26 protein-coding genes and 1 pseudogene are annotated in these 24599 nt (G+C 46.1%); 12 read left to right on the forward strand and 15 right to left on the reverse strand.

What is annotated here, in order from left to right:
* Positions 1 to 56: 56 nt before the first annotated feature.
* The 4 genes from cas12k to H6F66_RS11200 form a co-directional block, all read right to left on the reverse strand.
* On the reverse strand, positions 57 to 476 hold the full coding sequence (gene cas12k / locus H6F66_RS11185; protein WP_190421145.1) for a type V CRISPR-associated protein Cas12k: 420 nt from the start codon (positions 474 to 476) through the stop codon (positions 57 to 59).
* A 108-nt stretch (positions 477 to 584) separates the two neighbouring features.
* Positions 585 to 2426 (reverse strand): DUF262 domain-containing protein, encoded by a 1842-nt coding sequence (locus tag H6F66_RS11190; RefSeq protein WP_199313319.1) that lies wholly within the window; start codon positions 2424 to 2426, stop codon positions 585 to 587.
* A gap of 132 nt (positions 2427 to 2558) precedes the next feature.
* Positions 2559 to 2867 carry a helix-turn-helix domain-containing protein gene (locus tag H6F66_RS11195; protein WP_190421149.1) on the reverse strand — a complete coding sequence of 103 codons (309 nt, stop codon included), beginning with the start codon at positions 2865 to 2867 and terminating at the stop codon, positions 2559 to 2561.
* Positions 2864 to 3211, reverse strand: a complete 348-nt coding sequence (locus tag H6F66_RS11200; RefSeq protein WP_242023765.1) for a hypothetical protein — start codon at positions 3209 to 3211, stop codon at positions 2864 to 2866. Before H6F66_RS11200 ends, H6F66_RS11195 begins: the two co-directional genes overlap by 4 nt.
* Before the next feature lie 75 nt (positions 3212 to 3286).
* Here H6F66_RS11200 and H6F66_RS11205 point away from each other — a divergent pair, with 75 nt between their 5' ends.
* Positions 3287 to 3799 carry a hypothetical protein gene (locus tag H6F66_RS11205; RefSeq protein WP_190421151.1) on the forward strand — a complete coding sequence of 171 codons (513 nt, stop codon included), beginning with the start codon at positions 3287 to 3289 and terminating at the stop codon, positions 3797 to 3799.
* Positions 3800 to 3852: 53 nt separating this feature from the next.
* Here the strand turns inward: H6F66_RS11205 and H6F66_RS11210 are convergent, their stop codons facing one another.
* From H6F66_RS11210 to H6F66_RS11245, 8 genes are all read right to left on the reverse strand, one after another.
* The gene (locus tag H6F66_RS11210) at positions 3853 to 4764 is read right to left on the reverse strand and encodes a hypothetical protein (RefSeq protein ID WP_190421153.1); all 912 of its coding nucleotides are present in this window, start codon (positions 4762 to 4764) and stop codon (positions 3853 to 3855) included.
* On the reverse strand, positions 4764 to 5672 hold the full coding sequence (locus H6F66_RS11215) for an AAA family ATPase (protein ID WP_190421155.1): 909 nt from the start codon (positions 5670 to 5672) through the stop codon (positions 4764 to 4766). Before H6F66_RS11215 ends, H6F66_RS11210 begins: the two co-directional genes overlap by 1 nt.
* Positions 5666 to 8113 carry a restriction endonuclease subunit S gene (locus H6F66_RS11220; RefSeq protein WP_190421157.1) on the reverse strand — a complete coding sequence of 816 codons (2448 nt, stop codon included), beginning with the start codon at positions 8111 to 8113 and terminating at the stop codon, positions 5666 to 5668. The genes H6F66_RS11215 and H6F66_RS11220 overlap by 7 nt, the downstream gene beginning before the upstream one ends.
* Positions 8110 to 9567: an N-6 DNA methylase gene (locus H6F66_RS11225; protein WP_190421159.1), complete on the reverse strand. Its 1458-nt coding sequence runs from the start codon at positions 9565 to 9567 to the stop codon at positions 8110 to 8112. The genes H6F66_RS11220 and H6F66_RS11225 overlap by 4 nt, the downstream gene beginning before the upstream one ends.
* A gap of 201 nt (positions 9568 to 9768) precedes the next feature.
* Positions 9769 to 10173: a hypothetical protein gene (locus tag H6F66_RS11230; RefSeq protein WP_190421160.1), complete on the reverse strand. Its 405-nt coding sequence runs from the start codon at positions 10171 to 10173 to the stop codon at positions 9769 to 9771.
* A gap of 45 nt (positions 10174 to 10218) precedes the next feature.
* Positions 10219 to 10728: a TniQ family protein gene (locus tag H6F66_RS11235; protein WP_190421162.1), complete on the reverse strand. Its 510-nt coding sequence runs from the start codon at positions 10726 to 10728 to the stop codon at positions 10219 to 10221.
* Entirely contained in the window at positions 10728 to 11564 is an 837-nt protein-coding gene (locus H6F66_RS11240) for a TniB family NTP-binding protein (RefSeq protein WP_190421164.1), read from the reverse strand. The genes H6F66_RS11235 and H6F66_RS11240 overlap by 1 nt, the downstream gene beginning before the upstream one ends.
* A 97-nt stretch (positions 11565 to 11661) precedes the next feature.
* Entirely contained in the window at positions 11662 to 13404 is a 1743-nt protein-coding gene (locus H6F66_RS11245; RefSeq protein WP_190421166.1) for a Mu transposase C-terminal domain-containing protein, read from the reverse strand.
* Between the two features lie 630 nt (positions 13405 to 14034).
* Between H6F66_RS11245 and H6F66_RS11250 the strand changes: the two genes are divergently transcribed.
* The 6 genes from H6F66_RS11250 (at position 14035) to H6F66_RS11275 (ending at position 19480) form a co-directional block, all read left to right on the forward strand.
* Positions 14035 to 14196, forward strand: coding sequence for a hypothetical protein (locus H6F66_RS11250; RefSeq protein WP_190421168.1), 162 nt, complete (start codon positions 14035 to 14037; stop codon positions 14194 to 14196).
* Positions 14197 to 14223: 27 nt separating this feature from the next.
* Positions 14224 to 14715 (forward strand): hypothetical protein, encoded by a 492-nt coding sequence (locus H6F66_RS11255; protein WP_190421170.1) that lies wholly within the window; start codon positions 14224 to 14226, stop codon positions 14713 to 14715.
* Between the two features lie 140 nt (positions 14716 to 14855).
* Positions 14856 to 16610: an NACHT domain-containing protein gene (locus tag H6F66_RS11260; RefSeq protein ID WP_190421172.1), complete on the forward strand. Its 1755-nt coding sequence runs from the start codon at positions 14856 to 14858 to the stop codon at positions 16608 to 16610.
* A 515-nt stretch (positions 16611 to 17125) separates the two neighbouring features.
* Positions 17126 to 18082 (forward strand): phosphoribulokinase, encoded by a 957-nt coding sequence (locus H6F66_RS11265; RefSeq protein ID WP_190421174.1) that lies wholly within the window; start codon positions 17126 to 17128, stop codon positions 18080 to 18082.
* Between the two features lie 72 nt (positions 18083 to 18154).
* Positions 18155 to 18886: a DNA repair protein RadC gene (gene radC, locus H6F66_RS11270; RefSeq protein WP_190421176.1), complete on the forward strand. Its 732-nt coding sequence runs from the start codon at positions 18155 to 18157 to the stop codon at positions 18884 to 18886.
* A gap of 255 nt (positions 18887 to 19141) precedes the next feature.
* Positions 19142 to 19480 (forward strand): hypothetical protein, encoded by a 339-nt coding sequence (locus H6F66_RS11275; RefSeq protein ID WP_190421178.1) that lies wholly within the window; start codon positions 19142 to 19144, stop codon positions 19478 to 19480.
* Between the two features lie 97 nt (positions 19481 to 19577).
* Here the strand turns inward: H6F66_RS11275 and H6F66_RS11280 are convergent, their stop codons facing one another.
* Both H6F66_RS11280 and H6F66_RS11285 read right to left on the reverse strand, forming a co-directional pair.
* The gene (locus tag H6F66_RS11280; RefSeq protein ID WP_190421185.1) at positions 19578 to 19811 is read right to left on the reverse strand and encodes a hypothetical protein; all 234 of its coding nucleotides are present in this window, start codon (positions 19809 to 19811) and stop codon (positions 19578 to 19580) included.
* A 356-nt stretch (positions 19812 to 20167) separates the two neighbouring features.
* Positions 20168 to 21301 carry an AI-2E family transporter gene (locus H6F66_RS11285; RefSeq protein WP_190421196.1) on the reverse strand — a complete coding sequence of 378 codons (1134 nt, stop codon included), beginning with the start codon at positions 21299 to 21301 and terminating at the stop codon, positions 20168 to 20170.
* A gap of 347 nt (positions 21302 to 21648) precedes the next feature.
* Between H6F66_RS11285 and H6F66_RS28000 the strand changes: the two genes are divergently transcribed.
* The 4 genes from H6F66_RS28000 to H6F66_RS28875 all read left to right on the forward strand — a co-directional run bounded on the left by H6F66_RS28000 (position 21649) and on the right by H6F66_RS28875 (position 23856).
* Positions 21649 to 21798: a hypothetical protein gene (locus H6F66_RS28000; RefSeq protein WP_206755782.1), complete on the forward strand. Its 150-nt coding sequence runs from the start codon at positions 21649 to 21651 to the stop codon at positions 21796 to 21798.
* Positions 21799 to 21982: 184 nt separating this feature from the next.
* Complete coding sequence (locus H6F66_RS28870) at positions 21983 to 22111, forward strand: hypothetical protein (RefSeq protein ID WP_277873880.1); 129 nt, start codon at positions 21983 to 21985, stop codon at positions 22109 to 22111.
* Between the two features lie 78 nt (positions 22112 to 22189).
* Positions 22190 to 23581, forward strand: a complete 1392-nt coding sequence (locus H6F66_RS11290; RefSeq protein ID WP_190421187.1) for a tetratricopeptide repeat protein — start codon at positions 22190 to 22192, stop codon at positions 23579 to 23581.
* A gap of 146 nt (positions 23582 to 23727) precedes the next feature.
* Positions 23728 to 23856, forward strand: coding sequence for a hypothetical protein (locus H6F66_RS28875; protein ID WP_277873881.1), 129 nt, complete (start codon positions 23728 to 23730; stop codon positions 23854 to 23856).
* Between the two features lie 39 nt (positions 23857 to 23895).
* Here the strand turns inward: H6F66_RS28875 and H6F66_RS11300 are convergent, their stop codons facing one another.
* Entirely contained in the window at positions 23896 to 24384 is a 489-nt protein-coding gene (locus H6F66_RS11300) for a hypothetical protein (RefSeq protein ID WP_190421192.1), read from the reverse strand.
* 99 nt (positions 24385 to 24483) lie between these two features.
* On the opposite strand from H6F66_RS11300, the pseudogene H6F66_RS28340 reads away from it, so the two are divergent.
* Positions 24484 to 24599, forward strand: a pseudogene (locus H6F66_RS28340) (IS5/IS1182 family transposase); the annotation flags it as partial.

The following is a 24599-nucleotide window of genomic DNA, read 5'->3' on the forward strand; positions in this document are numbered from 1 at the left end:
AGCCGCTATGGATGATGATTATATGATTCAAGTTCTCAGTTCTTGTTTTCTTGACCCTACCTTAGATTCTTCTGATTCCTTGTGTCAAGCCTGATTAAGATGCTCTTACCCTGTAGTTCCAAATCGCTTCTAAGCATATCGAGCCAGCGTTGTTTTCTCTGGAGACGAAACCTCCTTTTTTCTTGTAGAGCGAACCAGGATTTGTAAATGTATTTGACTAAGTTCTCAGCAGCGTTGGCGAAACGACCTGGCATATCCTGGAAGCGAGATTCAGCTCTGAGATTTTTGCAGAGTCCTTCGATAACGCCGACTGTAATGTTTCCTTCTTGCAACCAGTTATCTAAATCAGGGTGAGTATTAATCTGCTTCAGGAGTTCATTGACCAGAAGGGTGTTTTTCTCTGCCATTAGGCTCCAGAGATGGCGCAGGGAGTCTTCAGTCGCTTTGAGCTGACATTGAACTGTAATAATGCTCATGACTTGAGAAAACTAAGAGGGTTTAATTGAGAAACTCAATGGAAACAGGTGTACTACATTAGTCCGAATAAAAACAGTTGTTCTAATTACAAGAGGCGATCGCGGCTGTCACCTCCCAGCTTGATAATCAGTAAATATCTTTGGATGAAACCCATTACCATTGCCATTTTCCAGCAAAGACTCCCCAACCAAACCCTTACCCATCGCCCTACCCATTTTCGATAACAGTGCCTGCGTTCTTGCCTCAAAAAATGCATCAAAATCATCGTTGTGCAATGTTGTTGGCTCAATCAGGTGCGATCGCAAAATTTCATCAATCCGTTGCCGCGACATCCCCTGTTCTTCTAATTTCGCCAGATACGCTGATGGTGCTTTCCCCCCTAAGAACTTATTCGTCTTCGCCGTTAGGGGAGTCTTGTTAACAATGCTGTTGTAGCGCCAACGGGGAATCTTCTGCTGCTTGCACCACTCCATAGAAAAGATGTGATGGTTCTCAATCCGTTGTTGGAAGTAACGCACTGCCGTAATCGGTTCGCCACTCAAAAAATCCAACGCTCCATCGCGTCGAAGCAAGGCAGTAATTGCTCTATAAGCCGCCCCTTGAGAACTAACCAAATTTTGCAACCGTGCCGCAAACAGCTCAGCTTCCTGAATTGTGGCAGGCACTTCCCCACCATTGAGCCATTGGGGAATTTCAATTAAATCCTTAGCAGCCGTTGATTGCCGCGAACGCGAATAAATCCCCGATGCTGCCCCGCAGTAAAACCACTGTTCGATGCGTTGCCGTACCCAGTCCAGCTTTAGGGTTTCGCCCAAGATGACAAACAGTGGCACCATTACCACTAATTGCATCGGGTAGGGCAAGTCATCGGCATCAAATATTGCCTGGGTATGTAGAAAGCGAGCAACTGCCTCAAAGCCCTGAGTAATCGGTTCCACCCAGCGCTGATACTGGGATAAATCCAGACGCAACACATCCTGGTAATTGCACACCACTGCTGGCAGCCGGTCGGTATCGCTACCTTGGTTGAGAGCTTCAGTTCGCCGTTGGTAATTGACCATCAAAGCGATCGCTTGTAGGAAATCCGTCGCCTTGAGCAGCCGCAACACCCGATGCGTCGCCAAACGCTGTTCTCGTTGCGTCCAATCTTGCCGCAAGTCAAACTCACTAGCAGCAAAGGCAGAGGTTAATAAGTCAAAGTGGGTAAGTTCACTCTGCCGCTTGTTGTTTTCCTCAAAAATGTAACAGACAGCTTCTTTGGGCAGTTCACTTTTCAAGACAAACAACCCCATCTGATAATGCTCGAATTTTTTGATGACCGTCGCTTCAAACTGTTCAATGAGAGCTAACTTCTGTCGGTCGTAATTCCAGTATTGGCAGTATTGAGAGCGCCACTGAGAAAAGTTAAATACCTGGGAGACGGGAAATAAGCCCGATTCAAATTCTTTTTCTGGAGTAGAACAATTAAGCGCCGCTTCTCCTAGCCGATGCAGCATTCTGTTAGCGGTTAAGCCAAAGATGGCATCGCGACGGTCAGTATGGGGGTAATCTAGGGCTTTGAGGATGTCGATGTAGTACCAGCGCTGTAAAGGGGGATAGCGTTTGCCCTGGTCAATCCAAACGGGTTGGTTGGATAGCAGAGACATGAACAGGCTGGTAAGGCGTTGCTGTCCGTCGAGAATCAAGGCGGTAGGCGTCGGCGGCTGGTCGAGGGCCACGCCCTCAACGAGGCGGGGTTTAAACTTTACGTCTGAGTTGCCTTGCTGGAGTAGCATCACAGCACCGACAGGGAAGCCTAAAGAGACACTGGCGATAACTCGTTCGATGCGCTCTTCGTCCCAGCACCAGGAACGCTGAAAGTCCACGAGCTGTATTTTGCCCTGTTTAATGTCCTGTAGCAGGTCGAGCAGGGGTTCTTTGGTGATATCGAAGGTGGAAATGGAAGTCATGCCCTTGTTCGTGCTAAAGGTCGGCAGCAGCAACGGAGTACTTCTAACCACCCTAAAACGTTCTTCTGTGACCCAGTGAGGCATCAATCGGATTCCTCTCAATCTGATAGGTTTTTGTTAAGTTTGTTTAAATCACTCTTGACTATTGAACGGAGGGCATAAAACGGCTTTCAGCCTGTCGGGAATTTCTTCAAAATGCTCAATGAATAAATCTGCGAGTGCTAGGTAGCGCAAGTGGTATCGAGTGGGTAGCGAAAAGTTGGTTCCTCGCTCAAACCAGCGTTGGACTGTGGCGATGGAGCATTGACAGATAGCTGCCATTTCCGATCGCGTTACGTTCCACTTGGCTTCAAAGGCACGGGGAGACATCCCTAACTGGCAGTTGGCGTAGAGACGAATTAACTCTAGTTCTCGTTGTCCGAGGGGACGAGGAGAGGTCATGGGTTTGTCTCCAACGGCAGAGGTTCGAGGTGTTCTTCCCAGCAGGTATCAGCGACACAGAACTGAGCGCTGGGAGATTCGGGATCTATGAGAATCAGATATTTCCATGCCCACTGGTAGCAATGAGAGGCAAAGGTGTAGAACCGCCCAATGACGATGCCCCTGTCAGTTTCGTCTGTATCAGATAGCGGCTTCCACTGGAGGCGATCGCCATACAGAAAACGCGGTATTGGGGCGCTATCTGGGAAGTTGGGCGGGAGGCGGACTGATGGAGGCGGTGCATCCAAACCGATTAAAGGCAAGTCCGGAATCACGATTGCTGGCGGTTGAGTGAATACAATCAAAAATACGCGATATACGCAATAATAGCAATAATAGCAATAATAGCGAAACTAGAGCTTTTACGAGTTTGTGCGAGAATGAAGCCTGAAACTCCCGTGTATAGCTTATTTGTGGTCGATAAAAGGAAATCTACGAATTATCAGGAATTGCGGGGTTTTGTCCCTAAGACGCTTTCCTTGAAATTCAAGGGAATTTGTAAAAGTTTGGGTCAGGATATTAATGTCGGTTTAGAGGAAGCGATCGCTAATTGGATCGAAAAACAGCAACATCAGGAAGACTCGTCACAGTCTGAGTCTTCGGGAGTAGTGGCTGCATCAACTGCGCCGCTAGCAGTACCCACGATCGCATCTCTGATTGACGAAACGCTGAGTAACCGCGACTGGGCGCTTGGAAAACTAGCGGCTGATGCTGAAATGCCTGTGGAACGGATTAAGGAATTACTAGGAGGAGATCGCGCTTCAGATGCAGAACTCCAAAAACTTGCAGAACGATTAGTTAAACCAAATGGTGAAGCGTGGGAGGAGGAAGAACTGGTGGATATTCGACTGGCTGAGGATTTGAAGCGGAGACGGCAGAAGCGCTCAGGTTAGTTTACTGCGATAAGCTCTTTCCAGATTCTCATAGAGTTTAATCCCTTTAATACTCACGGATTAATTAGGATGTCTTCGAGCCACTGTCGCTTCACCTGGTGACCGCGCTCCATCTTGTAGATCTCAGCCTTCGCGTAGGCTACTGCTGCTGCCGAGTATTCAGAATCACGATCAATAAGTCGAAGAAGTTCCATTACCTGGTCATTGTAAAGCTTCCTCATTTTCGGATTCACGATTTGTGGATGGAGCGTTTCCATATATTGGACGAGCCGTTGAACCCTTCCAGCCACAATTCTTCGATCATCAACAAATTCTTTACGGTCGAGGTGGTACAACCAAATAGAGGTTTTGGCTCTCTCAAATTCTCGTGTGCCTGACGGTTTTGTAGGAATAGGCTGTCCATCAGGTCGAAATGTGAGAAGCTTGCAGTCATGTGGGTTAATTGGATCTAGAAGATTAACCTCTTCATCATCGCAATTGTCTCCTTCTTGTCGAGCTCTGAAGCTACCAAGCGCGACGGGGAAATAGTCCCATTTCCCCCCGTCGGTTTCATTTATGACATCGACACGACGCTGGTTACACCACTGACATGAATAACGATAATTTTCCCAATTGAATGCCAGCCACCAGTAACCCTCATGGTTGGGTTCTTCTTTCACTGCGTTCTTTGGACGAAAATGATCTACATCCATATCAGAACCTGAGTTTTTGCTCTCTGAATACCAGCATTTTCCTTTTCGCAGCCGAGCTAGATAAGAGGATAGATCACGCCAAATATCTTGACGTGCCTTTTTTTTCAATCCCTCTGTAATCGCTTTCTTTCGCGCAGCCTTAACATTTCCTCCGGAGGACTGAGCAGCTAGTTCAGCCTGCTCTATTTCCTGCCGCAGTTCAAAAAGGGCTTTATTGGCACGCTCATGCCACTCTGGTGGAAAGTCCAACCTGTGGATATCGACCCAGCGCATTAGTCCACTACCTCTGCTTGCAGTTCCGCAAGAGATTCCTCAAGAACTTCCCGTGCGATCCGATCAATCTCCTTCTGTTTCTCCGGGCTGAGGAATTGAACGCCAGCCATTAACTCACTGTGTCGTCGTCCCCATGCACGGACAAAAGCCGCGTAGTAGGGATCACTGAAAGCCTTCTGGAAGCCTGCATCCTCCAAACGTTTGTTAATTTCCTCAAGATCTGTTATTTCGTCCGGGGTTAAGGAACCCGCCTTAGCTACGAGGCGAACCTTGTTATCTAGATCCGCAAGCGTTTCTTCATCAAGGTCGCTCCGCATCCCAAACATCTCGCTGGTGAGGATGCCAGTAAATCCAAGCCCACGCGGGTTGACGGTTGGCTGAGTCCATTTAGAAACACCTGTCTGCCAATCCCGTTTGAGGAGGTGAATCTGCTCTTTGAAGAGACTTGCAATGACCAAGGGGTCATGGGTTGACATGAGAATTTGGCTGGTCTGTTGTTCTTCCGACTCACTGGAGTCCTCGCTCATCACACGAGTCAGCAGCTTTAGGTAGTCCACACTCCAATGTGGGTTAAGATGCGTATCCGGCTCGTCAAGCAGCACCAAGGACTGGTGAGACTTGGTGAAGCGCATTAAGCCCAGCACCATAAGCAGTTGCTGTTCGCCCTCGCTTAACTCGTGAAACGTGATCGCTACTTGCTCCGTGTTAGTTGCTTTTACACGAACCTGGATCTTTAAGTCGTAGATCAGCTCCGAGAAGTCGGTACTCTCCAAAGCAACGAAGAATGTCCGTGCATCGTGATATTCAGCAGCAAAGGCGTGTAAGCTCTTTAGATCAGGCAGAAAGAAGTAGTAGTGATCTTCACGTCTTGAGCGGTAACCATCGCTGATGGTCTGCTCAACTACCATAGGCGCGATGGCGTATCGTCGGAGTCGCTCCATAACTCGACGCATAATGCCAGTTGCACCCCAAAAATTCTCAGCCGTTTGACCTGGTCTTGCCCAAGCTGGCCTGCGATAATGAACAATGCTGACTCGAAACCAACAATGCGTAGCCTATCTTCAAGAAAATGACGAATGTCAGCATCATCCTTGTGGAAAAAGGCAAGTAATACGTATTTTGCGTGATGGTTTTCAGCACAAAAGAACCGCCGCTGTCGCAGAAGGCCTGCAAGGGTTTCCAAATCATCGGATTCTGCTTTCCGTAAGCGGTCGTAGTGATCCTTTTTCATTGGCCAAAAATGCTCAACCAGACGATTTGTAGGACCTGAATAATAGCCAAAGACAAATCGCGGTAATAGAAGCTTTTCGCGAGTGATGCCTTGAAGTTTGTCCGACTCCTTCGTGCTTTCTTGAAGTATTCCCATCTTCAACTTGGGGCGTTTCATTTCTCCCGGATGCCAACAGACCTCTACTGTTTTCTCGTCAATTTGGTAACGCAGTCGATAGCCCTTCATTGGGTTCTCAGGCCACTGATTCTTCTCCCACCATTTGTGCAAATCACGAAAAATAATGACCAAGGCTTCAAAAAGGTTCGATTTTCCGGTGCCGTTCCAGCCAAGCACAATATCAATGCCATGGGAGGGGTCAAAACGGACTGTGTAGTCAGTCAGGTTCTTGAAATCCTCCAACCAAAGCTCGACTAAGCGGAAACGTCCGTTCGCCATGGTGCTCTTGTCTGTGCCATCAACTATTGAACTCTCTTGCTGTGGGCGTTCTTCCATTGCCTCTTCAAAAGCAACCCGCACTTCGGGAGTAGCACGCAATGCTTCATAAAACTGCACTACCTCCTCTGAGCTAAATCCGGCTTGATCAAAAAGCTGGCGAGCGTCGGCTCTGCGTCCCATTTCCACGAATGCGGAACGGAGAGCCTTCAAATAGTCTGAGGGTTGTTTCATGGTATCTTGTGGGGACTCTTTGGTCGAGCGGCGGACAATGCGTGTGGCCTTACGCACAGTTTCCATACGGGCTTTCTCAGCACGGATTCTCTCAAGCAACACCGCTGCTGGTTCATCGTTGGGGTCTTGGGACACCAGTTCACCGCGAAATGCCTCAGCCAGTAGCGCAAGCGTCAGGTTCTTGACATGGACGCAAGCAGCCTGGTAGCGGGCTTCCAATCGATCAGCATAAGCAAACAAGACTTCGCAGCGACGAACGATCTCTCGTTGTTCTTCCGGTGGAGGAATTACTATTGGTAGCGCAGATAGAAGGGTCTTATTTATTGAAGCGAGATTAGTCGTTTGCTTACCAACCGAGAGAAAGTAATCGAACCCTCGCGAATTTCCGTACCAAGAAAAAAACTTTGGTTCAAAAGATTTTTTGTGAAGTCGAGCTCTGAAGACATGATTTTGAAATGTACAGCGATCAATTTCACCGAACCAGACCCATCCTCTGCCGAGCTTATCAATATCACCGCCTTCATTAAAGAGAATATCTCCCCTCTCAAGTAAAAGTTCTTCGACACGCCGCCGAGGTACTCGTATGGTCTTTATCTCGCTCAAATCAAGAAAGCCTCGTTGCACATTAGCAACTCTTAGATATGGCAGCTCCTCATCTGCTGGGTCTTGCTTCTTAGAGTCTTTCGTAATCCCACCAACAATCTCTGCAATATCTTCTAATCGAGCAGTCCTCCAACTTGCCGGAAACCTGTAATCACCGAAGCAGTTCGCATCTGCAAAGTCGAATCCAGTCAATCCAACCTTCGTCTGATCACTAGAGTCGGTTGTTCTATTTTTTGCCCGCCACTCTTCCGTAAGCTGCCCGGACGTTGCTGCGGCAAGGATGGCTTGGCGGAAGCGTCTGATTAGAAACGTTACCCGATCTAGTCGAACAGAACACGCATCTACTCGTGCGAACAAGGCATTCAACTTGTCGGCAATACGCTTTTGTTCGTTGAGGGGGGGAACATGGATAGATAGAGAACGAATAGCCTCAAGGCGAATTCCTTGGACAGTTGTTCCTGTGCCAAGACTTTGAATGTAGTCCGCCTTATGTCGCCACCAGTATTCAACGAAAGTCTTGTCAACGTTTTCATTTAGGAATAAAGCTTTCAAATCTTGATTGATCGCCGTCTCAAACTTAGGTCTGACAATTTTGCCCAGCGACATACGAGTTGCCACAATTAACGTGTCTCTAGGCACAAGTGTTGTTGCGCTTTGTTCGATTGCCTTTTCAGATATATGCTCCTGAGTATCAACGGGAAAACGTTGAGTCATATCCTTCACAGTCATAAAAGGAATGGCTCCCTTGAAAAAAGAGGCATTCGACTTGGATGGAGTGCCTCCACCAACAATTCGATCAACAATTCGGTCTAGACTGGTTTTTACCCATCCCACTGGTAAAGTACTCACACATCCACCTCTTCACCCAACTCGTCTAGAATCCCACGAAGTTCTTCCAGTGCCGCTTCCAGTTCACTCATCGCTTCTTGTGCAAGTGTGGCCGGTTCGGGTAGTTCATGGGTTACGCTATTACTTTCATCCTTGAGCCAGGCGATGTCGAGGTTATCTCCACGCTCCGCAATCCAGTCACGAGTGAATTGTCTGAAGCGTCCTTGTTCTCCTGTATCGGTGCGTTGCGCGAGACTGGCAGGGCTGCTGAGTGGGTCATCGCCAAAGGCAGCTTCAAACGCAGCAAAGTGTGTGCGTGTGAGTTGAGTGCGCTTACCAAACTGCGACATATTAGCCCGCAGGTCGTACACCCAGACTTCTTTAGTGTTGTCCTTTTCCTTCTTGCCACGAGTGAAAAATAGCACGTTAGTCTTGACACCCTGTGCATAGAAGATTCCAGTGGGTAGGCGTAGGATGGTATGTAGGTTGCACTTATCCATAAGGTCAGCGCGGATCTGCTTGCCCACGTTGCCCTCAAACAGCACATTGTCCGGGAATACTGCGGCAGCACGACCGCCAGGTTCGAGACCAAGATAGATATGTTGCAGGAAGCAAAATTGTTTATTGCTGGTAGGAAAAGCAAAGTCCTTGCGCGTGGGGAGTCCACCACCTTTTTTAGAGCCGAAGGGAGGATTGGTGAGGATCAGTGTTGCTTTTGGTAAGGCTTCTCCCTCCGGTGAGAGCGTATCACCGTAGCGGATGCCCGCCCCTTGCGGGTCAAACTCCAGCCCATGCAGCATCAGATTCATTAACGCCAGACGGTGCGTGTCCTGCACATGCTCCATTCCGTAGAAGGTGTTGCGACGGTACTTGCGTTGCTGTTTTTTTGTCCAGCTATCCAGGTCGCTGTTCTCTCGCAAGTAACGATTGGCGGCAATCAAAAAACCGCCTGTACCTGCGGCAGGGTCTTGAATGATGTCCTCCACAGTAGGGCGCATAACGTGCACCATGCTGTCGATCAGCGAACGGGGTGTAAAGTACTGACCTGCACCAGCCTTCTTTTCACCTGCATTCTTCTCCAGCAGCCCTTCATACACGTCGCCCAAACCTTCCTGCCGGGCGCTGTACCAATCGAGTTTGTCAATCCCGGAAACCAGCGTAGAAAGCGTGGTGGGCTTTTTAATGGAGGAGCTGGCGTTGGCAAAAATTTCTTTAACGAGCGTCGATCCGTGGCTAGCAAGGTGCATCAACAGCAACTTGTAGAACTCCAGGCGGTCGGATACAGCTTTGCCTTCTAGAGCGTCCCAGCGGTAGCCCTCCGGAAGCTGGTTTTCGGTGCGGGTCTCCTTAGCCATCTTCAGGAACAGCAGGTACGTGAGTTCGATGACGTACTGATGGTAGGTCACTCCGTCGTCCTTGAGGACGTTGCAGAGATTCCAGAGTTTGGCAACGATGTCGTGGGTGGTGTTACTCATAAGCAAAGTTATTGTACCCTTTGCTCTGCCCAGGCTACGGGTTTGTGTCACAGTTTATAGAAATCAAACCTCATCCCATTGTTAGAGAACGAGGATGAAGGAGTGTGAGCGCTTATTCGCTCTCAAGCTATTCCAACTTCGACCGCATTGCCATGCCATGTCTCAATCTACTGCTGTAGTTGTTGAATGCGATCGCCCCACTCATTCGCTAATGAGCTTTTCATCGATGTCCCTTGCTAGCTCTTTAACGGTGTTAGCCCACTGCCAACTTGTATCGCCTCCCATCAGAAGCCAGCGAATCCAGTCCGCAGAAGGATTGTTTCGATTGCCCCACCCTGGCTTTTTCTTATCTATTTCGGCATTTTCAAAAAAATCCAGTATCTCATCAATATCTTGGAATGTGAGTCGCTTACCATCTGCAAGGGCTTGGGGCAACCTTAATTTTTTGTCCCCTCCATATCGCTCATAGAGACTAAGACCTAAATTCGCCGCATTTTGAACTAAAAGTGGCGTAATCACGCTACTTTCTTCCTCCTGGCGGCTGGCGAGAAGGATAGACAAAGAGAGGGCTGCAATTTGGATTGGAATAACACTAGATGCAAGCATTTTAGCCACCAGGATGAGGATTCAAAGAGCATAACGTAAGCGAAGCTAAGCTCTACGGGACTTTTGTCGTTTCGCCATCCTAGCAAATGGTAATAAACAATGTGAGCATTCTCCTTGCACCCACAAAGCTGGAATCGGGAACGGTCTCTTACAGTTAGTGCATTTTGTTAACAGATGTAGCTGATGGCGATCGCACCTCCATCGCTCCTTAAACTGCCACTCAATCCGATGATAGGGATTCTCCGCATAACAAACCGCACATAACCGAATCGGTTTAGGCTGCATTACTACACCCTGCGAGGGCAGCATTTGATAGAGCCTTTCAATCTCAACGCCCACTATAGAGGCTAAAGCCTCTAACTCTTGCCTTGTGGGAAAGGGATTCAAGTAAAACTTTTCCCATCGCCCCACAACCCAACCAATTCCTGCCAGTTTACCTAATTCCCCAGGAGTCAAATAATTATCCCGACGAAAGCGCCCTAAAAAATGGCTGATACTTTCGCCTTCTAAAGGTTCTACTTGGAAAAACCAAGGTTTATCCTCAACTGTTTCCACTACTCAAATCGCTCCAGCACTTCATGCAATGTAGCTTTATCAATAGATTTCAACCCTTTCTTTAAAGATAAAATTGCTGCTTTTCTGATTACTTTATCCAGTAAACCAAGTTTACCTCCAGTTTTTATATACAAAGGCTTTAAAGTTTCTTCCCTGCTGAGATTCGATGGCAGTGGTAAGTCAGCAACCTCCCGTTCCCATATTTCTACCATCTTGGGGAATTTTTTTTCCGATATGACATCAAAGCGGTAGCACTCTATAAAGCGATCGTGAATATACTCATTTCGCTTGATTAAATTATCTAGTCCATCTGTACCCACAAGAATAATCGAAATCTTTAACAAATCGTAAATACGGGCAATTTCACTGAATGTATTCAGCTTAAGGAAATTGGCTTCATCAATAATAATCATCTCCACCTGAGATTCTTTCAGAACCCGTTGTACCCTTTTTCTAAGTTCGGTTACTTTTCCCGTAGTTGCACCATACTTAAGAAGTTCAAGAATTAATCCTAATAATTCTCCTACGGAACAATCTCCAGGGGCTTGCAAATACAAAACGGGTACAATATCTCGCCTACCTGGTTTTTTCTGTGGCTTATTTAGCAACCTGTAAACATCGCAGGTAATAGACTTACCTGCTCGCGGAGGAGCCACAATTCTCCCTGGCTGTTTCGATAGGCGCTGCATATCCAACCATTCATGGATCTGTTGCATATGTTCCAGTTCTACAATAATGGGAGTAATTAATCGCTTAATTACTGGTTCCAGTTCCTCAGTAATTGGGTCATCACCCCATAACTTTTGCACCCATTTCTGTAAATTAGTATCTGTCATTATCAGTATTATCTTTCTTGTTTGCTCTTAAACACTAGGAATATCGTTAATGTAAATTTGGATATTTGTGAGCAAGGGATATCCAAAAATTTAAAAACTATTCATCGTAATCACTACTAAGTTGGTCGAGGTTAAAGACTCTAGGACGTTGCGGTTGAGTTTCAAGCTGTGTTTCGGAAGATTCCACCGCTTCTAATTGAATATCTTTAGGTGACTCGTAAATAGGATGCACCTGAGCTTGTTCTGATTTTTTGCGTTCCTGTCGGCTTTTTTTCTTTTGCTTGATGAAAACATCCCGCCCACTAACTTCTGCCAAGATAGATTTATTATTAATATCTTTCCCTGCCTTACGCAGCTTACGACTAGCCGCTTTATTCTCTTCAAAAGAAAGTTGCTCCGTTTCTAAATCTAGAGCATGGGCAGTGGCTAGAAATACATCTTTCCCCATCTCCGAACGGTATACCCAAACGGTTGTGATATCTCTAGGGTCAAATCGGAGGATTACAGTTTCGCCAGCGTAAACTGGCAGACTATCACCCCGATACATGATATTTTCAAAGCTCAAATACCCACCTTTGTAGATACTGCGGCGAGTTTTTTTCATCAGACAGATATCTAATTCCCGCTCCTGAATTATAGGTGGCAAAGCAGGCAATCCTGCATCCCACCGTTGAAAACGAGTCTGATCTTTTGTTCTGGCATCAATGCGCTGATTGTAGTTATCAACGATGTAGCGCACTAATAGCAGATGTATCTCCCGTAGCGTTACGCAAGCTTCTTCCTCAGCTTTCTCTGAGCGTTCCTGCACGTTTGAGCCTAAATATCCGTAGAACCCGGATAGAAAATCAGTATTAATTGTCCCAAATCCCCGTTCTTCTATACCCCCTTCAGAAGGGCGATCGCGCAAATGGCACTCAAAGCCAAGTTCAAAAGCAATTTGCTTCAAATGCTCCGAACGAAAATCCTTGCCACCATCAGTGAACAAGTTTTCTGGAATGCCATAAGTTCCCCACTCACAATGAAGGTTAAATTCAGAGCTGTAGTGCTTGGGTAAAATTGCATGCCGCAAAGCTAAGGCAACAACTTGAGAACTCGGTGCATCGAAGCCTAAATGAATGCCCATGATGCAGCGAGAATAACTATCAGTGATTTTGCTTAGCCAAGGACGAGCCAAAGGTTCACCATATTGATCCACCAACATGATGTCTAATTTTGTATGATCGCACTGCCAGACATGATTGCTATGCCGCACGTCCAGAGTTTGCCCATCGCGAGTCTTATGGGATACTCTTGACCCTCGCCACCCAATATTTCGTATCTTCTGTTTCTGTTCTTGTCGCTCAATTATAGGATTAAGAACCCTATACACACTCATGTGGCTAGGGTATTTCTCGCAGCCTAGCTGCTCCGCTCTAGCTTGTACCCTAATTGCCACCTGAGCCGGAGTCATTTTTTTACTACCTTTATTCCCCTCCTTAAAGGTTTTAATAATGAAATCTTGCCAGTCAGGATCAATTCGGTAATTGCCTTTATCGGAGCGCTCAGTGTCAGTAATCGCCGATAAACCTTCTTTCTGATACTTGTTAACGAGTCGCTGTACTGTCCGAACCGTTTTCCCCAGTTTGTCCGCTGCTTCCTTCAATTTTTGCCCATAGGTTTTGCGATCGCATGGTGCAATCAGGCTTTGAATCACTTCCATCCTGAACTTTGCTTCGTCTGACAGTTCAGTTGCGATCACAATTTCTTCTGTTACTTCTTTCTGATGGATTTCTTCTCGGTCATTGTCCTCGTCAGAAAGAAAAGATTCAACACCAGGATCTATCAGTGGCATTTCTTCCATAGTCGGGCTTCTATGTCAAGGCATGAATTAGTAGCGGTGTAGCATCGCCGAGTTTAAGAGCGACGAGAGCTAGGTATCAGCATTCTGATTCTCACCCTACAGAGGTAAAGAAGTGAATAGACCTAAATAGACAGCGCTATTTAGTACATTTGTATTAATCGATTGATTAATATCATACTTGTTTATTTCCAAAAAGCGACACTTTATTTGTTAAGGAATGTAGAAAATTTGGAAAAGGTAAATTTCAAAAAAACGACATCTAAATTGTTAATTGTTTAAATAACGACAAATAAATTGTTAAAATGAATTTTGGAAAAAAACACATTAAAAATGGCTAAAGCCTTTGAAGGGTAAAGGTTTTAGCCATGATAAATTCGACGACAATAATTTGTTAAGACGACAAATAATGTGTTAATCGACAGATTTTAGAAAATGTACGTTCGCAAATTAAATGTCGCGATTCGCAAATTAATGTCGTTGAGACAAATGTTGAAACAGCGATCGCTGTAAAAGTTGCCTTAAGTCGCGTTTAAAGTCTATTTTCGTAAGACTCTAAAATTTTGACTCCATCTCTCTTGTCAAGGGAGAGGCAAACTGCGTGAGTTGGTGGATTTTGACAGGGGTTTGGTGATGCAAACCATTGATCGGGGGTCGCCTCTTGTGCCGTTTTGGAGCGATCGCATCTACAAGCGTCTACAACAGAATTTGACAAGCTTCGGGCAACAGAGGAGTCCTGATTTCCGTGGAGACCATTGCAGACATTACAGAGGCGATGGAGTAAAACCGATATAGTGGTTTTTGAAGTTCTGGAGTCTAAGAATGTCGAGCGATCGCCTGCGCCAAGTTGAAAGAAATTTGACTCGTTTGCGTCAGCAATTAGCAGGAAAAGAAGATACGTTGACGACAATCGCTCCAGAAGAACGGGTTCGGATCAAGCAGCAGATTGCTGATTTGAAGGTAGAGATGCAGCCGTTTGAGGAAGAGTATTGGCAGATTTTGGCAGATGAGTCAGCGACAACTGCTATCTCAGAGCCAGCGCCAGAAGTAGTTGTTGCTGAAATTGTAGAACAGGCAGAGCAACTGCAAATTAGCCAGCAATATTCTGATGAGGTGCTGGAATGGCTACAGAAAATTTATGCGGAAGTGAGCAAGCCGGGAACATCTGCGGCGGCTAAGTTAAAGGGAGCGCTGTCGCTGTTGCCACCATTTGTCAGTCTGTCCTACGAGGCAGAGTTGGATACAGAGAACTTTTTGCGGACGCATTTCCCAACGTTTACAAAGTGGTCTAAGGCACTGGCAAAAAAGTCGTAGCCCGCGCGAACACAGCGCGTCAAAGGGCAACACCAAAATTAAGCACCCCAAAAGCCAAACGAGAAGCATCCCAAGCCAAACTGCTGCAAGCTGTCATAACAGAAGTACAGGAACGGCTAGCGCAGTCGTTGCACAACGCTGTGTGGTTGGCTCTGGGAATGGAGCGGCAGGACTATCGCGTGCAGCGTCCTTGGTCGGCAACGGTAGCGCACCCATCCCAGTCAGCGGTGCCTTTGGATGCCGGAACTCGAATTGTGGATGTCTTCGATTGCCCAGAACTTAACCGTCAATTGCTGATGTTGGGTGAGCCAGGTGCAGGTAAGACAACAATGATGCTGGAGTTGGCAGAGGATTTGCTGCAACGAGCAACGGCAGATAAAGCAGAGCCAATCCCAGTGTTACTCAGTTTGTCGTCTTGGAAAAATCCGAAGCAATCAATTTTTGAGTGGCTGTTGAGCGAGTTGAAAGGGAAATATGGAATTCGTCAGGATTTGGGACAGCGGTGGCTAGAGAAAAATCAACTGTTGCCGCTGTTGGATGGGCTGGATGAGGTGGCACCCCAGTATCAACAAGCCTGTGCAGTAGCTCTTAATGCTTGGTTGACGGGGGAACTTGTCCAGCGACCTTGTGGTGTAGTTATTTGCTGTCGGCGGGAAGAGTTTGAGAAAGTGGTGCGTCAGTCGTTGAACCTGTATGGGGCAATTTATTTACAAGCATTAACTGTTGAACAAATTGAGGACTATTTCGCTCAGGTTGGATTGCAGGATGTGTGGCAGACGGTGCAGCAAGATGAAGCGTTGCAGAAGTTGCTGACAACGCCACTGTTTTTATCCATGTTTGGCTGGGTGCAGAAGCAGGGAAAGTTTTCGCTCTCGGATTGGCGATCGCACACCACCTCCGATCTTAGGATTGAGTATTTGCTCAATACCTATTGGAAAGCTGCAATTTCCCGCGAGTTGATTATCGACCCTGTTGAACAACAACAAGGCATCCGCAGCAAAACTTACGATACAAAGCCACTACCACAGCACAAGGCAGTTCAACGGACATTGGTGTTTGCAGCAAAGGCGCTGAAACAAGAGTCGCAGACGGAACTTTTGATAGAGAGAATGCAGCCGTCTTGGTTGCCAGAGAAACAGCAGATAAATAGTTATAGGTTATTGTTTATACTGTTTTTTACATCAGTATTTATAGCGCCTAGTTCTTTTGCTAGCCAGGTTTCCGAATGGTTGCCTATTTTAATATTTACCTTTCCTTTATATAGATATTTTAAGACAATTGACTATATTATTCCAACTGAAAAGCTGTCAATTAGTGGCAAATATCACTTATTTTTAGAAGGAAACTACTGGTCTGTAGTTGTAATTCTAAAAATCACTACCTGGATACTTTGCGGAATTCTTTGGTTCCTAGGTAAAACAGGTGAGTGGATAATAGTAGTATTGACTGGTGTATCAGTCAACGTCTTCATTTCTTTTCTAATTAAAGATATGAGAGTACAGATTGAGACTCAGACAAAGGCTAACCAAGGCATTAAAAACTCTTGGGGTAACATAGTTTTCTTTACATTATTTGTATTAATTACAGTTTTGCTAATTAGTTTTGCTTTTCAATTGAGGATTAGTACCTTTACGCAGACAAATTTTTCGATTCAGTTATTTCTTACTCTCATTATTTACACTACTGGACTTGCAGTTTTTGAAGGTGGTGGGAAGGCACTGCTTCAGTATTTTTCTCTCCGTCTTGTTCTTGCCTGGAATGGCTACGCCCCCTTGCGCTATGACCTGCTGCTTAATTACTGCACTGAGAGGCTTCTATTGCAGCGCGTTGGAGGTCGCTATCGCTTCATGCACAAGCTGCTGCAAGACCACTTTGCCAAAATGGATTTGGAGTGAAAGGAGGCGATGGAGAACCTTAAACTTGCGATCGCATTTGAGAAAAGGAAGGAATGCGATCGCTCACTCACCCCCTCCCAACTTTGACCGCATAGCTTGCTACGCCTCAATCTGCTGCTGTAATTACTTAATGCGACTCAGTTTATCCAAACAATACCCAACTTTTTACAGATATAAAAGCTGAAAATTAGCCTGTTATATAAGGTTGAAGCTTTAGGATATTCGCGCAACGGGATAAATATTTTTTAGCAATATTTATGGATTAGTCATACGGGTATTTGGGGTAAGATGTCAATAATTTGCCGATGGTTTAATTGTCGGATGCGATCGCGCCCATCAAACCATTGAATTTTTCCCATATGCGTCGCCGCAGATGGCACTGCACTACTTGGTAAATTGGATACCTAGATACAGAAATTTACCCAAAATCAACACAACATTTAACAATATTGAGTTGCGCCCCATTCCTCCCTAAAATTAAACCATTCTGGATTTGCTCTTGACCTGGAGGAATTATGACCCATCGTCCAATTATTCTTGGCATAGTCGGCGACAGCGCCGCTGGTAAAACAACACTGACGAAGGGAATTGCTCAAGTCTTGGGTGAAGAGGATGTCACAGTCATCTGTACTGATGATTATCACCGCTACGACAGGAAACAACGTGCTGAATTAGGAATCTCGGCGTTGCACCCAGACTGCAACTACGTGGATATCATGGAACAGCACCTGTCCCTGCTACAAAACGGACAACCCATACTTAAACCAATTTATAATCACCACACAGGAGCCTTCGATCCGCCAGAGTATATCAAACCAAGTAAGTATGTGATTGTTGAAGGATTGCTCGGTTATTCCACTCGCGTAGCGCGTGATTGCTACGATGTGAAAGTGTATCTCGCACCGCCGGAAGAACTGCGATACGAGTGGAAAATCAAGCGCGATACCATGAAGCGCGGCTACACAAGAGAACAGGTTCTCGAACAACTGCAAAAACGGGAATCTGACTCAGAAGAGTTTATCCGTCCTCAGCGTCAGTGGGCAGATATGATAGTAACTTTCTACCCGCCTCAGGATGATACACAAGAAGTAAATTCCCATCTGAATGTGCGTTTAGTACTTAGACCGACTATTCCACATCCAGACATGACCAATATTTTGAGTCCAGGGAGTGACAATTCTCAATCGCCAATCCGTCTGGAACTAGACCGGGATATGAGCAAGCCAGTTGATGTACTTGAAGTTGACGGTCATGCTACTAGCGAACAGGTTGTGCAGGTAGAGCGAGTTCTATGCAGCACAGTACCAACTTTAATGCCTTTCTGTAGCCGGGAAGGAAACCCCGATATTGGTAAGCTTATTGGTACAACTGGGGAAACGCTTCAGAGTTACCCGTTGGCTCTGACGCAGTTACTCGTAGCGTATCATATGCTCAAGGCAGCTGATATTCACCAGCCGGGGATTCAAAGTTAAAAATTTAAGAATTGGGATTCTTAAATTTGGTGATATTTGGGAAAACTAAATATAGTCTTTCCCAGTGCATTTATGACTTATTGCCTCAGAATTGCAGATATACCCCTGAGTGAGCGACCCCGCGAACGATTAATGGCTCAGGGAGCCAAAAATCTCGCTACAGCTGAACTAATTGCAATTCTGTTAGGCACGGGTCAGGGACATGGTAAACTGTCAGCTGTTGGGCTTGGGCAATACATATTACAGGAATTAAGTCAACACCAGCGCGATCCTTTAGAAATGCTGCGGGATATTAGCGTTCAGGAGTTGATGAAGATTCCTGGTGTGGGGCTTGCAAAGGCAGCGACAATTCTGGCGGCGGTTGAGTTGGGAAAACGGGCGTTTCAATCTCGTCCAGGCGATCGCACTACTATCGATTCTCCAGCAGCAGCAGCAGCAGCGCTAAGTCACGATTTGATGTGGCAGGTGCAAGAGCGATTTGCAGTGGTGCTGTTGGATGTCAAAAATCGCTTGATTGGCACTCAAGTCATTACTATTGGCACCGCAACTGAAACTTTGGCTCCTCCCCGCGAAATTTTCCGGGAGGTGCTTCGCCAGGGTGCAACGCGGCTAATCATAGCGCACAATCATCCATCTGGGAGCCTTGAACCAAGTGAAGAAGACATTAATCTGACGCGCCAGCTGTTGATAGGAGCGCAATATTTAAGTATTCCCCTGCTAGATCATTTGATTTTGGGACATGGCGAGCATTTGAGTCTGCGTCAGACAACAAGTTTATGGGATGAGTATCCGCAGGGAGATTGAAAAAAGGCAATCATGCAATCATCAAAAGTTGCGGCAAATATAAAGCCTGTGGGCTTATATTTGCTCTTATAGGGATGCTCCCATTGGCATCGCCTGATTGGTTGATCCAAAAGAATGATGTTCTTTGCTGGGGTAAGAGCAAAGATTTATATATAGCAGTCCTTATCTGTCGCAGGCATGTCGCTTGTGCTACAAACAAAAAAATATTTCACTTGTTTAGGACTGCTATAGATTACTTAATTCTTTTCATATCAAATGAAGACTATTTTGAAACCGCTATTTGCCCATATTACCGGGACTTGTGCTTTGTTAATTACGTCCGTTTCCTTATTTGGCGGACGGACTCCTGCTGCTGCTAACCCAGAGTTCAACTCGATATCTCCTGCACAAGCACAACAATTCAATCGCGGCTTAATTCCTTCAAGTTCGCAAGAGTTTTTTAGACAAGGACAGGAGAAGCTGGAAAAAGAAATTGAAATTTTGAACAGGCGGCGGCTTTTGAACTCACCTGTTCTCAAAAATGATAACTTGCCAAGGCTAGAGGATTCTTTCCCAGACAAAGAAAGCGATTTTAGGGATAATTCTAATAACTAACTGAGCGTCTTATGGTCGGTTTGGGTGGGAGAGCGATCGCGCAACCTATTGAGTGTAGAGTTTAACAAGGTTTAGGGGATGCGATCGCTCTCAAATGCTAACAAGCTTTGCAAAACTGACTTGTATGCAGCACAGCTTCACCATGATCGGGAATCCAAGCTACCCATTCATCCTCAGACTTCTGACACAGTAGCAGTGCCTCATCATAGCTGAAACTACTCGGAAGCTCCAGCAGATGCACCCACATCGACTCTTGGTAATCTAACTCCGATGGGGTTGACCAGTTAAAAGTACGTTGACGTAACCCAACTTCACAGTAATCCAATTTCATATCTGTCTTCCCTCCGATAAGCAATACGGCAAGCAGTTGAGGCTATTTGCTCTCAAGGCGCTTGATAGCCTCACCTAGTGGGCTATATTCACATTATTTCTGTAACATATGCTACGAAATTTATTGGGATGAAAGCAACTACCTGTCTTAAAACTTTATGTTTACCAAGACAGCACCAAAGAGGGATGTAACTGACTTGCACCATTTTGGTAAGCCGCAGATTCCGCCCGGAACTTAAGTTCTGGGCTAATAGCTAAAGTCCTATGCAAAAGGACTTTAGCTATTAAAAAGGGGTTTTAACCTCAGGCAGGTTAATGCAACAGGGGTAAGATGTGCGTTGAAAGAAACTCTTTTGGCTACCCCTGACTTAATCGGGAAGAATGGTTGGGTACAGGGGTTGAGGAATCCGGCGGGGGAGGCGCGGCGGCGAGTTGGGCTTGTTGTTCTGCTGCCAGTTTGGGCTTTAAATAAAGATTCTCCAACAGCACCGCAGTACCAGCCACCCAAGGGGGGACAATCACCGCGCCAACAATACCTAACACCTGCGTTCCTCCTAGAACCGCTAAGAGTTGATACAAGGGGTAGACTTTCACTGAAGAACCCACCAGCAGGGGGTCAAGCACATAAGTTTCCAAATTCTGGATAATCACGAACAACAGCAGCACCCAGAGGAAGGTTAATCCGCCTTGGGAAATTGCCACGATGAGAGCAGGAACGGCTCCCAGAACGGGGCCAAGGAAGGGGATTAAATTTGTGAAGCCAGCGATTACACCCAAGGCTAAGGCAAATTCCGATAGTCCCAAAATTCGCAAGCCGAGAGTAATCACTACCCCCAAAATCGCTGACACCAAAACTCGACCCTGGATGTAACTGCCCATTCGCTGGCTGGCGGGTGCGACTTGCGCCGCCAGCCGTTCGTCCCAAGGCGAGGGAAACAGCTGCACCAGACCTTTAACCAGTTCTTGACTACCAGCCACCATGTAGCCGGAAATCAATAACGCCAAAATAAAACTAAAAACGCCGCCGATAATTCCCCGCGTGATGCCGTAAGAACGCAGCAGCACCTGTTGACTGGAACCAATTACCCAGTTAGTAAGAGATTGGGTATTAAGGAGGCGGCGGGCTAAGTCCGGTCGTGCGGCGTTGAGATTAACCAGAAAATTTTCAACTTGTATCCGGAGATTTTCCAGGTATACAGGAGTATTGACCGCAAGGCGTTGACTCTGCTCCACCACTGTAGGGCCGATTAACAAACCTGCGCCAGTGACGATAGCGATTAGCGTTAAATATACGGTGATAACTGCCAACCACCGGGGCATTTGCAAGCGTTCTGCGCGATCGATGGCGGGTGCAATAGTGGCTGCCATCACCACTGCAACCATCAGGATGACTACCAAACTCCGCAGCTGCCATAGCAACACCATTACTAAAGCGATCGCTAAAATCAGCAAGATGTTAGACAGGGAAATGGTGATGCGCTGCTCAGGTATGATTCTCAATCACACTGCCTCCCAATAGTAAACTTTTCTGGTAAAACGCTGCCTGAAAAAGGCGTGATGCCCAATTAAGACGCTCTAAACATTAGTTTACATATGCAGTTGGGAATGGGGAATGGGGAAAAGCCATTAGCCATCCTCCTGTCACCCAAATGAGCTACCTCAAATGTGTTTCACCAGAATAAGCGACTGTCACGAGACTTTGGACAGAAGTTAGGATGCTGGACGGAATCAAAAACTGCCTATCCAATGTAGGGTGATTCACCTGGTAGGTAAATAGAAGTTCCAATTGAGCAACAAAAGACAACTTTAACCACACGAGCAATTCTCGCAAAATTTTTATGAACAACCAGTTTACTCGTCGCAACGCAGCCCGAGAAATTCGCGAACAAGCAATCCTATCGTTGCGGAAGCTAAGCTTGCTTCTAACATTTTTATCGGTCGCAATGCGGCTGGCGTTTACTGGCGCACTGATTATACTGAGTCGGTGAAGCTAGGGGAAGCGATCGCTATCGGCATCCTTAAGGAGCAAAAGGCGACTTACAATAAAGACCATTATTTCACGCTCACCAAGTTTGATGGCACGGCGATCGTAATCTAAACCTAGCGTTTCTTAATTTTCTCTTGGTGTAATTGTCTCTCTGGGCTGTCCCTGATGTACCCACATAGAAATTGATGAGTGAGTTTTATCGTCAGTTTAAGCTAACTGGCGATAAGGCTCAATCTCTGCGAATCGTCATGCTAGGAGAAGAACAGATATTGTCCGATCGCACTCTTGGGAATCTTCGGCTCTCAATAAGTTAAGTAAATTTTTGCATAATTTCCCTAAAATGGGAGCGAGATATAAGCAGTTCGCTAACCTCACTGACAGAGAATTTTGCTATGTATCCTCATCTTCATCGCCTTAGCGTTATTACTGCAACCTTGCTCATCTCGTTGAGTTGTCCGTTACAAGTGGTAGGGATTACTTGGGGAAGCAATGCGGCTTTGGCGCAAGCACAAACTAGAGAACAACGCAATGACGAGGCGTTGCGGCTGTATCAAGTAGGAATTAAGCAATATCAGCAAAGTCAGTTTCGAGAAGCTTTAGAGACGTTTCAATCTGTTTTAGTTATTGTCAGAGCAATTGGGGAGCGCAAAGGTGAAGGAGCCGCTCTCCACTATATTGGGGAAGTTTACCGCCGCCTGGAACAGTACCCAAAAGCGTCGGAGTATTATCAACAAGCTTTAGCCATTGTCAAAGCAATTGGTGACAAGGCGCAAGAAGGTACGACGCTCAACAATCTTGGGGAAGTTAACCGCCGCCTGGGACAGTACCCAAAGGCGTTGGAGTATCTTCAACAAGCTTTAGCCATTCGCCAAAAAATTGGTGAGGCGCAAGAAGGTACGACGCTCAACAATCTTGGGTTAGTTTACAGCAACCTGGGACAGTACCCAAAGGCGTTGGAGTATTTTCAACAAGCTTTAGCCATTGCCAAAGCAATTGGTGACAAGGCGCAAGAAGGTACAACGCTCAACAATATTGGGGAAGTTTACCGCAACGTGGGACAGTACCCAAAGGCGTTGGAGTATCTTCAACAAGCTTTAGCCATTCGCCAAAAAATTGGTGACAAGGCAGGAGAAGGTACGAGGCTCAACAATATTGGGGTAGTTTACTACAGCCTGGGACAGTACCCAAAGGCGTTGGATTATTATCAACAAGCTTTAGCCATTCGCCAAAAAATTGGTCACAAGGGGGGAGAAGGTACGACGCTCAACAATATTGGGGAAGTTCACCGCAACCTAGGACAGTACCCAAAGGCGTTGGAGTATTATCAACAAGCTTTAGCCATTGCCAAAGCAATTGGTGACAAGGCAGGAGAAGGTACGACGCTCAACAATATTGGGGCAGTTTACTACAGCCTGGGACAGTACCCAAAAGCGTCGGAGTATTATCAACAGGCTTTAGCCATTGCCAAAGTAATTGGTGACAAGGCAGGAGAAGGTACGAGGCTCAACAATCTTGGGTTAGTTTACAGCAACCTGGGACAGTACCCAAAAGCATTGGAGTATTATCAACAAGCTTTAGCCATTGCCAAAGCAATTGGTGACAAGGCGGGAGAAGGTACGACGCTCAACAATATTGGGTTATTTTACCACAGCCGGAGACAGTACCCAAAAGCATTGGAGTATTATCAACAAGCTTTAACCATTGCTCAAGCAATTGGTAACAAGGCGGGAGAAAGGACGACGCTCAACAATATTGGCGAAGTTAACCGCAGCCTGGGAAAATAACCTCAAGTGTTGGAGAATTATCCACAAACCTTAGCGATTGCCCAAGAAATTAGTGACAAAGTAGGAGAATTGCAAGGCTCAACAATCTTGGGGAAGTTTTCGGGGTATCAATCGGCTGTGGTTGAGGTGGATAACAGCTGCGGGAGATGCGATTCTCTTCCCCAGCGAGCAAGCTGACTGGAATTGAAAACGACCAAGCTCGCCGGATACAAGCAACCTCTGCAACCCAACCAGCTTGTCACGTTTCGGTGCAGAGGTTTGTTAGCTGGCGATGACTAAAACTTTGATTTGTTAGCAAAAAGGGGTTTACGGTATCAGCGGTTGAACAGAAATTCTTGAAAGTAGCGAGCAATTGTCTCTAGCTCGCGCTTCTCACCCATACCAAATGCCAGATCCAAAGCAAGTGCTTTTCTTGAATTTATTAGAAGATAAAGTTGAGAACGTATGTGTGTATATCCATACCCGATGTAATGTGAGCCTAGAAACTTTACTTCTGCTGAGCGAATTTCATGGAGTGGCAATTCAACAACTTTAGATTGTCTCAAACCTTGAAACTCTATAGTTGCTTGGTTAGTAGCTTTATTTAATCTATATATAGTTACTATTTTTTCATTTGACAAAAAACGACGAAGTGCAAGCCAAAGAACCCATAGTGCTAAAGGTGAGAAGAGAAATCCCCACCATCCGATACCAAGGCTTACGCTGATTGCGAATAAAAATCCTCCTATCATGAATAGAAAACAGAGCATCACAAAAGCAGTGCCGAGGAAAAATTCTGCTTTCGTTCCTCTTTGAATAATCAAGACTTGTTCGGTTTTCGTTAGAGGATGTCTGAGAAGCCAGGAAAGCTCTCAAAACGATAACCTGTCAATAGCAAATTATCAGACAGCATTTTGAGAGCCATGACATCATCGTATCCGAGTAACTTGACCCAAGAACAATGGGAACTGTTATCCAGCTTGATTCCCAAAGCTAAACCGGGAGGTCGTCCGCGCACCGTAGATATGCAAGCAGTGGT

This window comes from Trichocoleus sp. FACHB-6 (assembly GCF_014695815.1).
Lineage (GTDB): Bacteria > Cyanobacteriota > Cyanobacteriia > Cyanobacteriales > FACHB-T130 > Funiculus > Funiculus sociatus.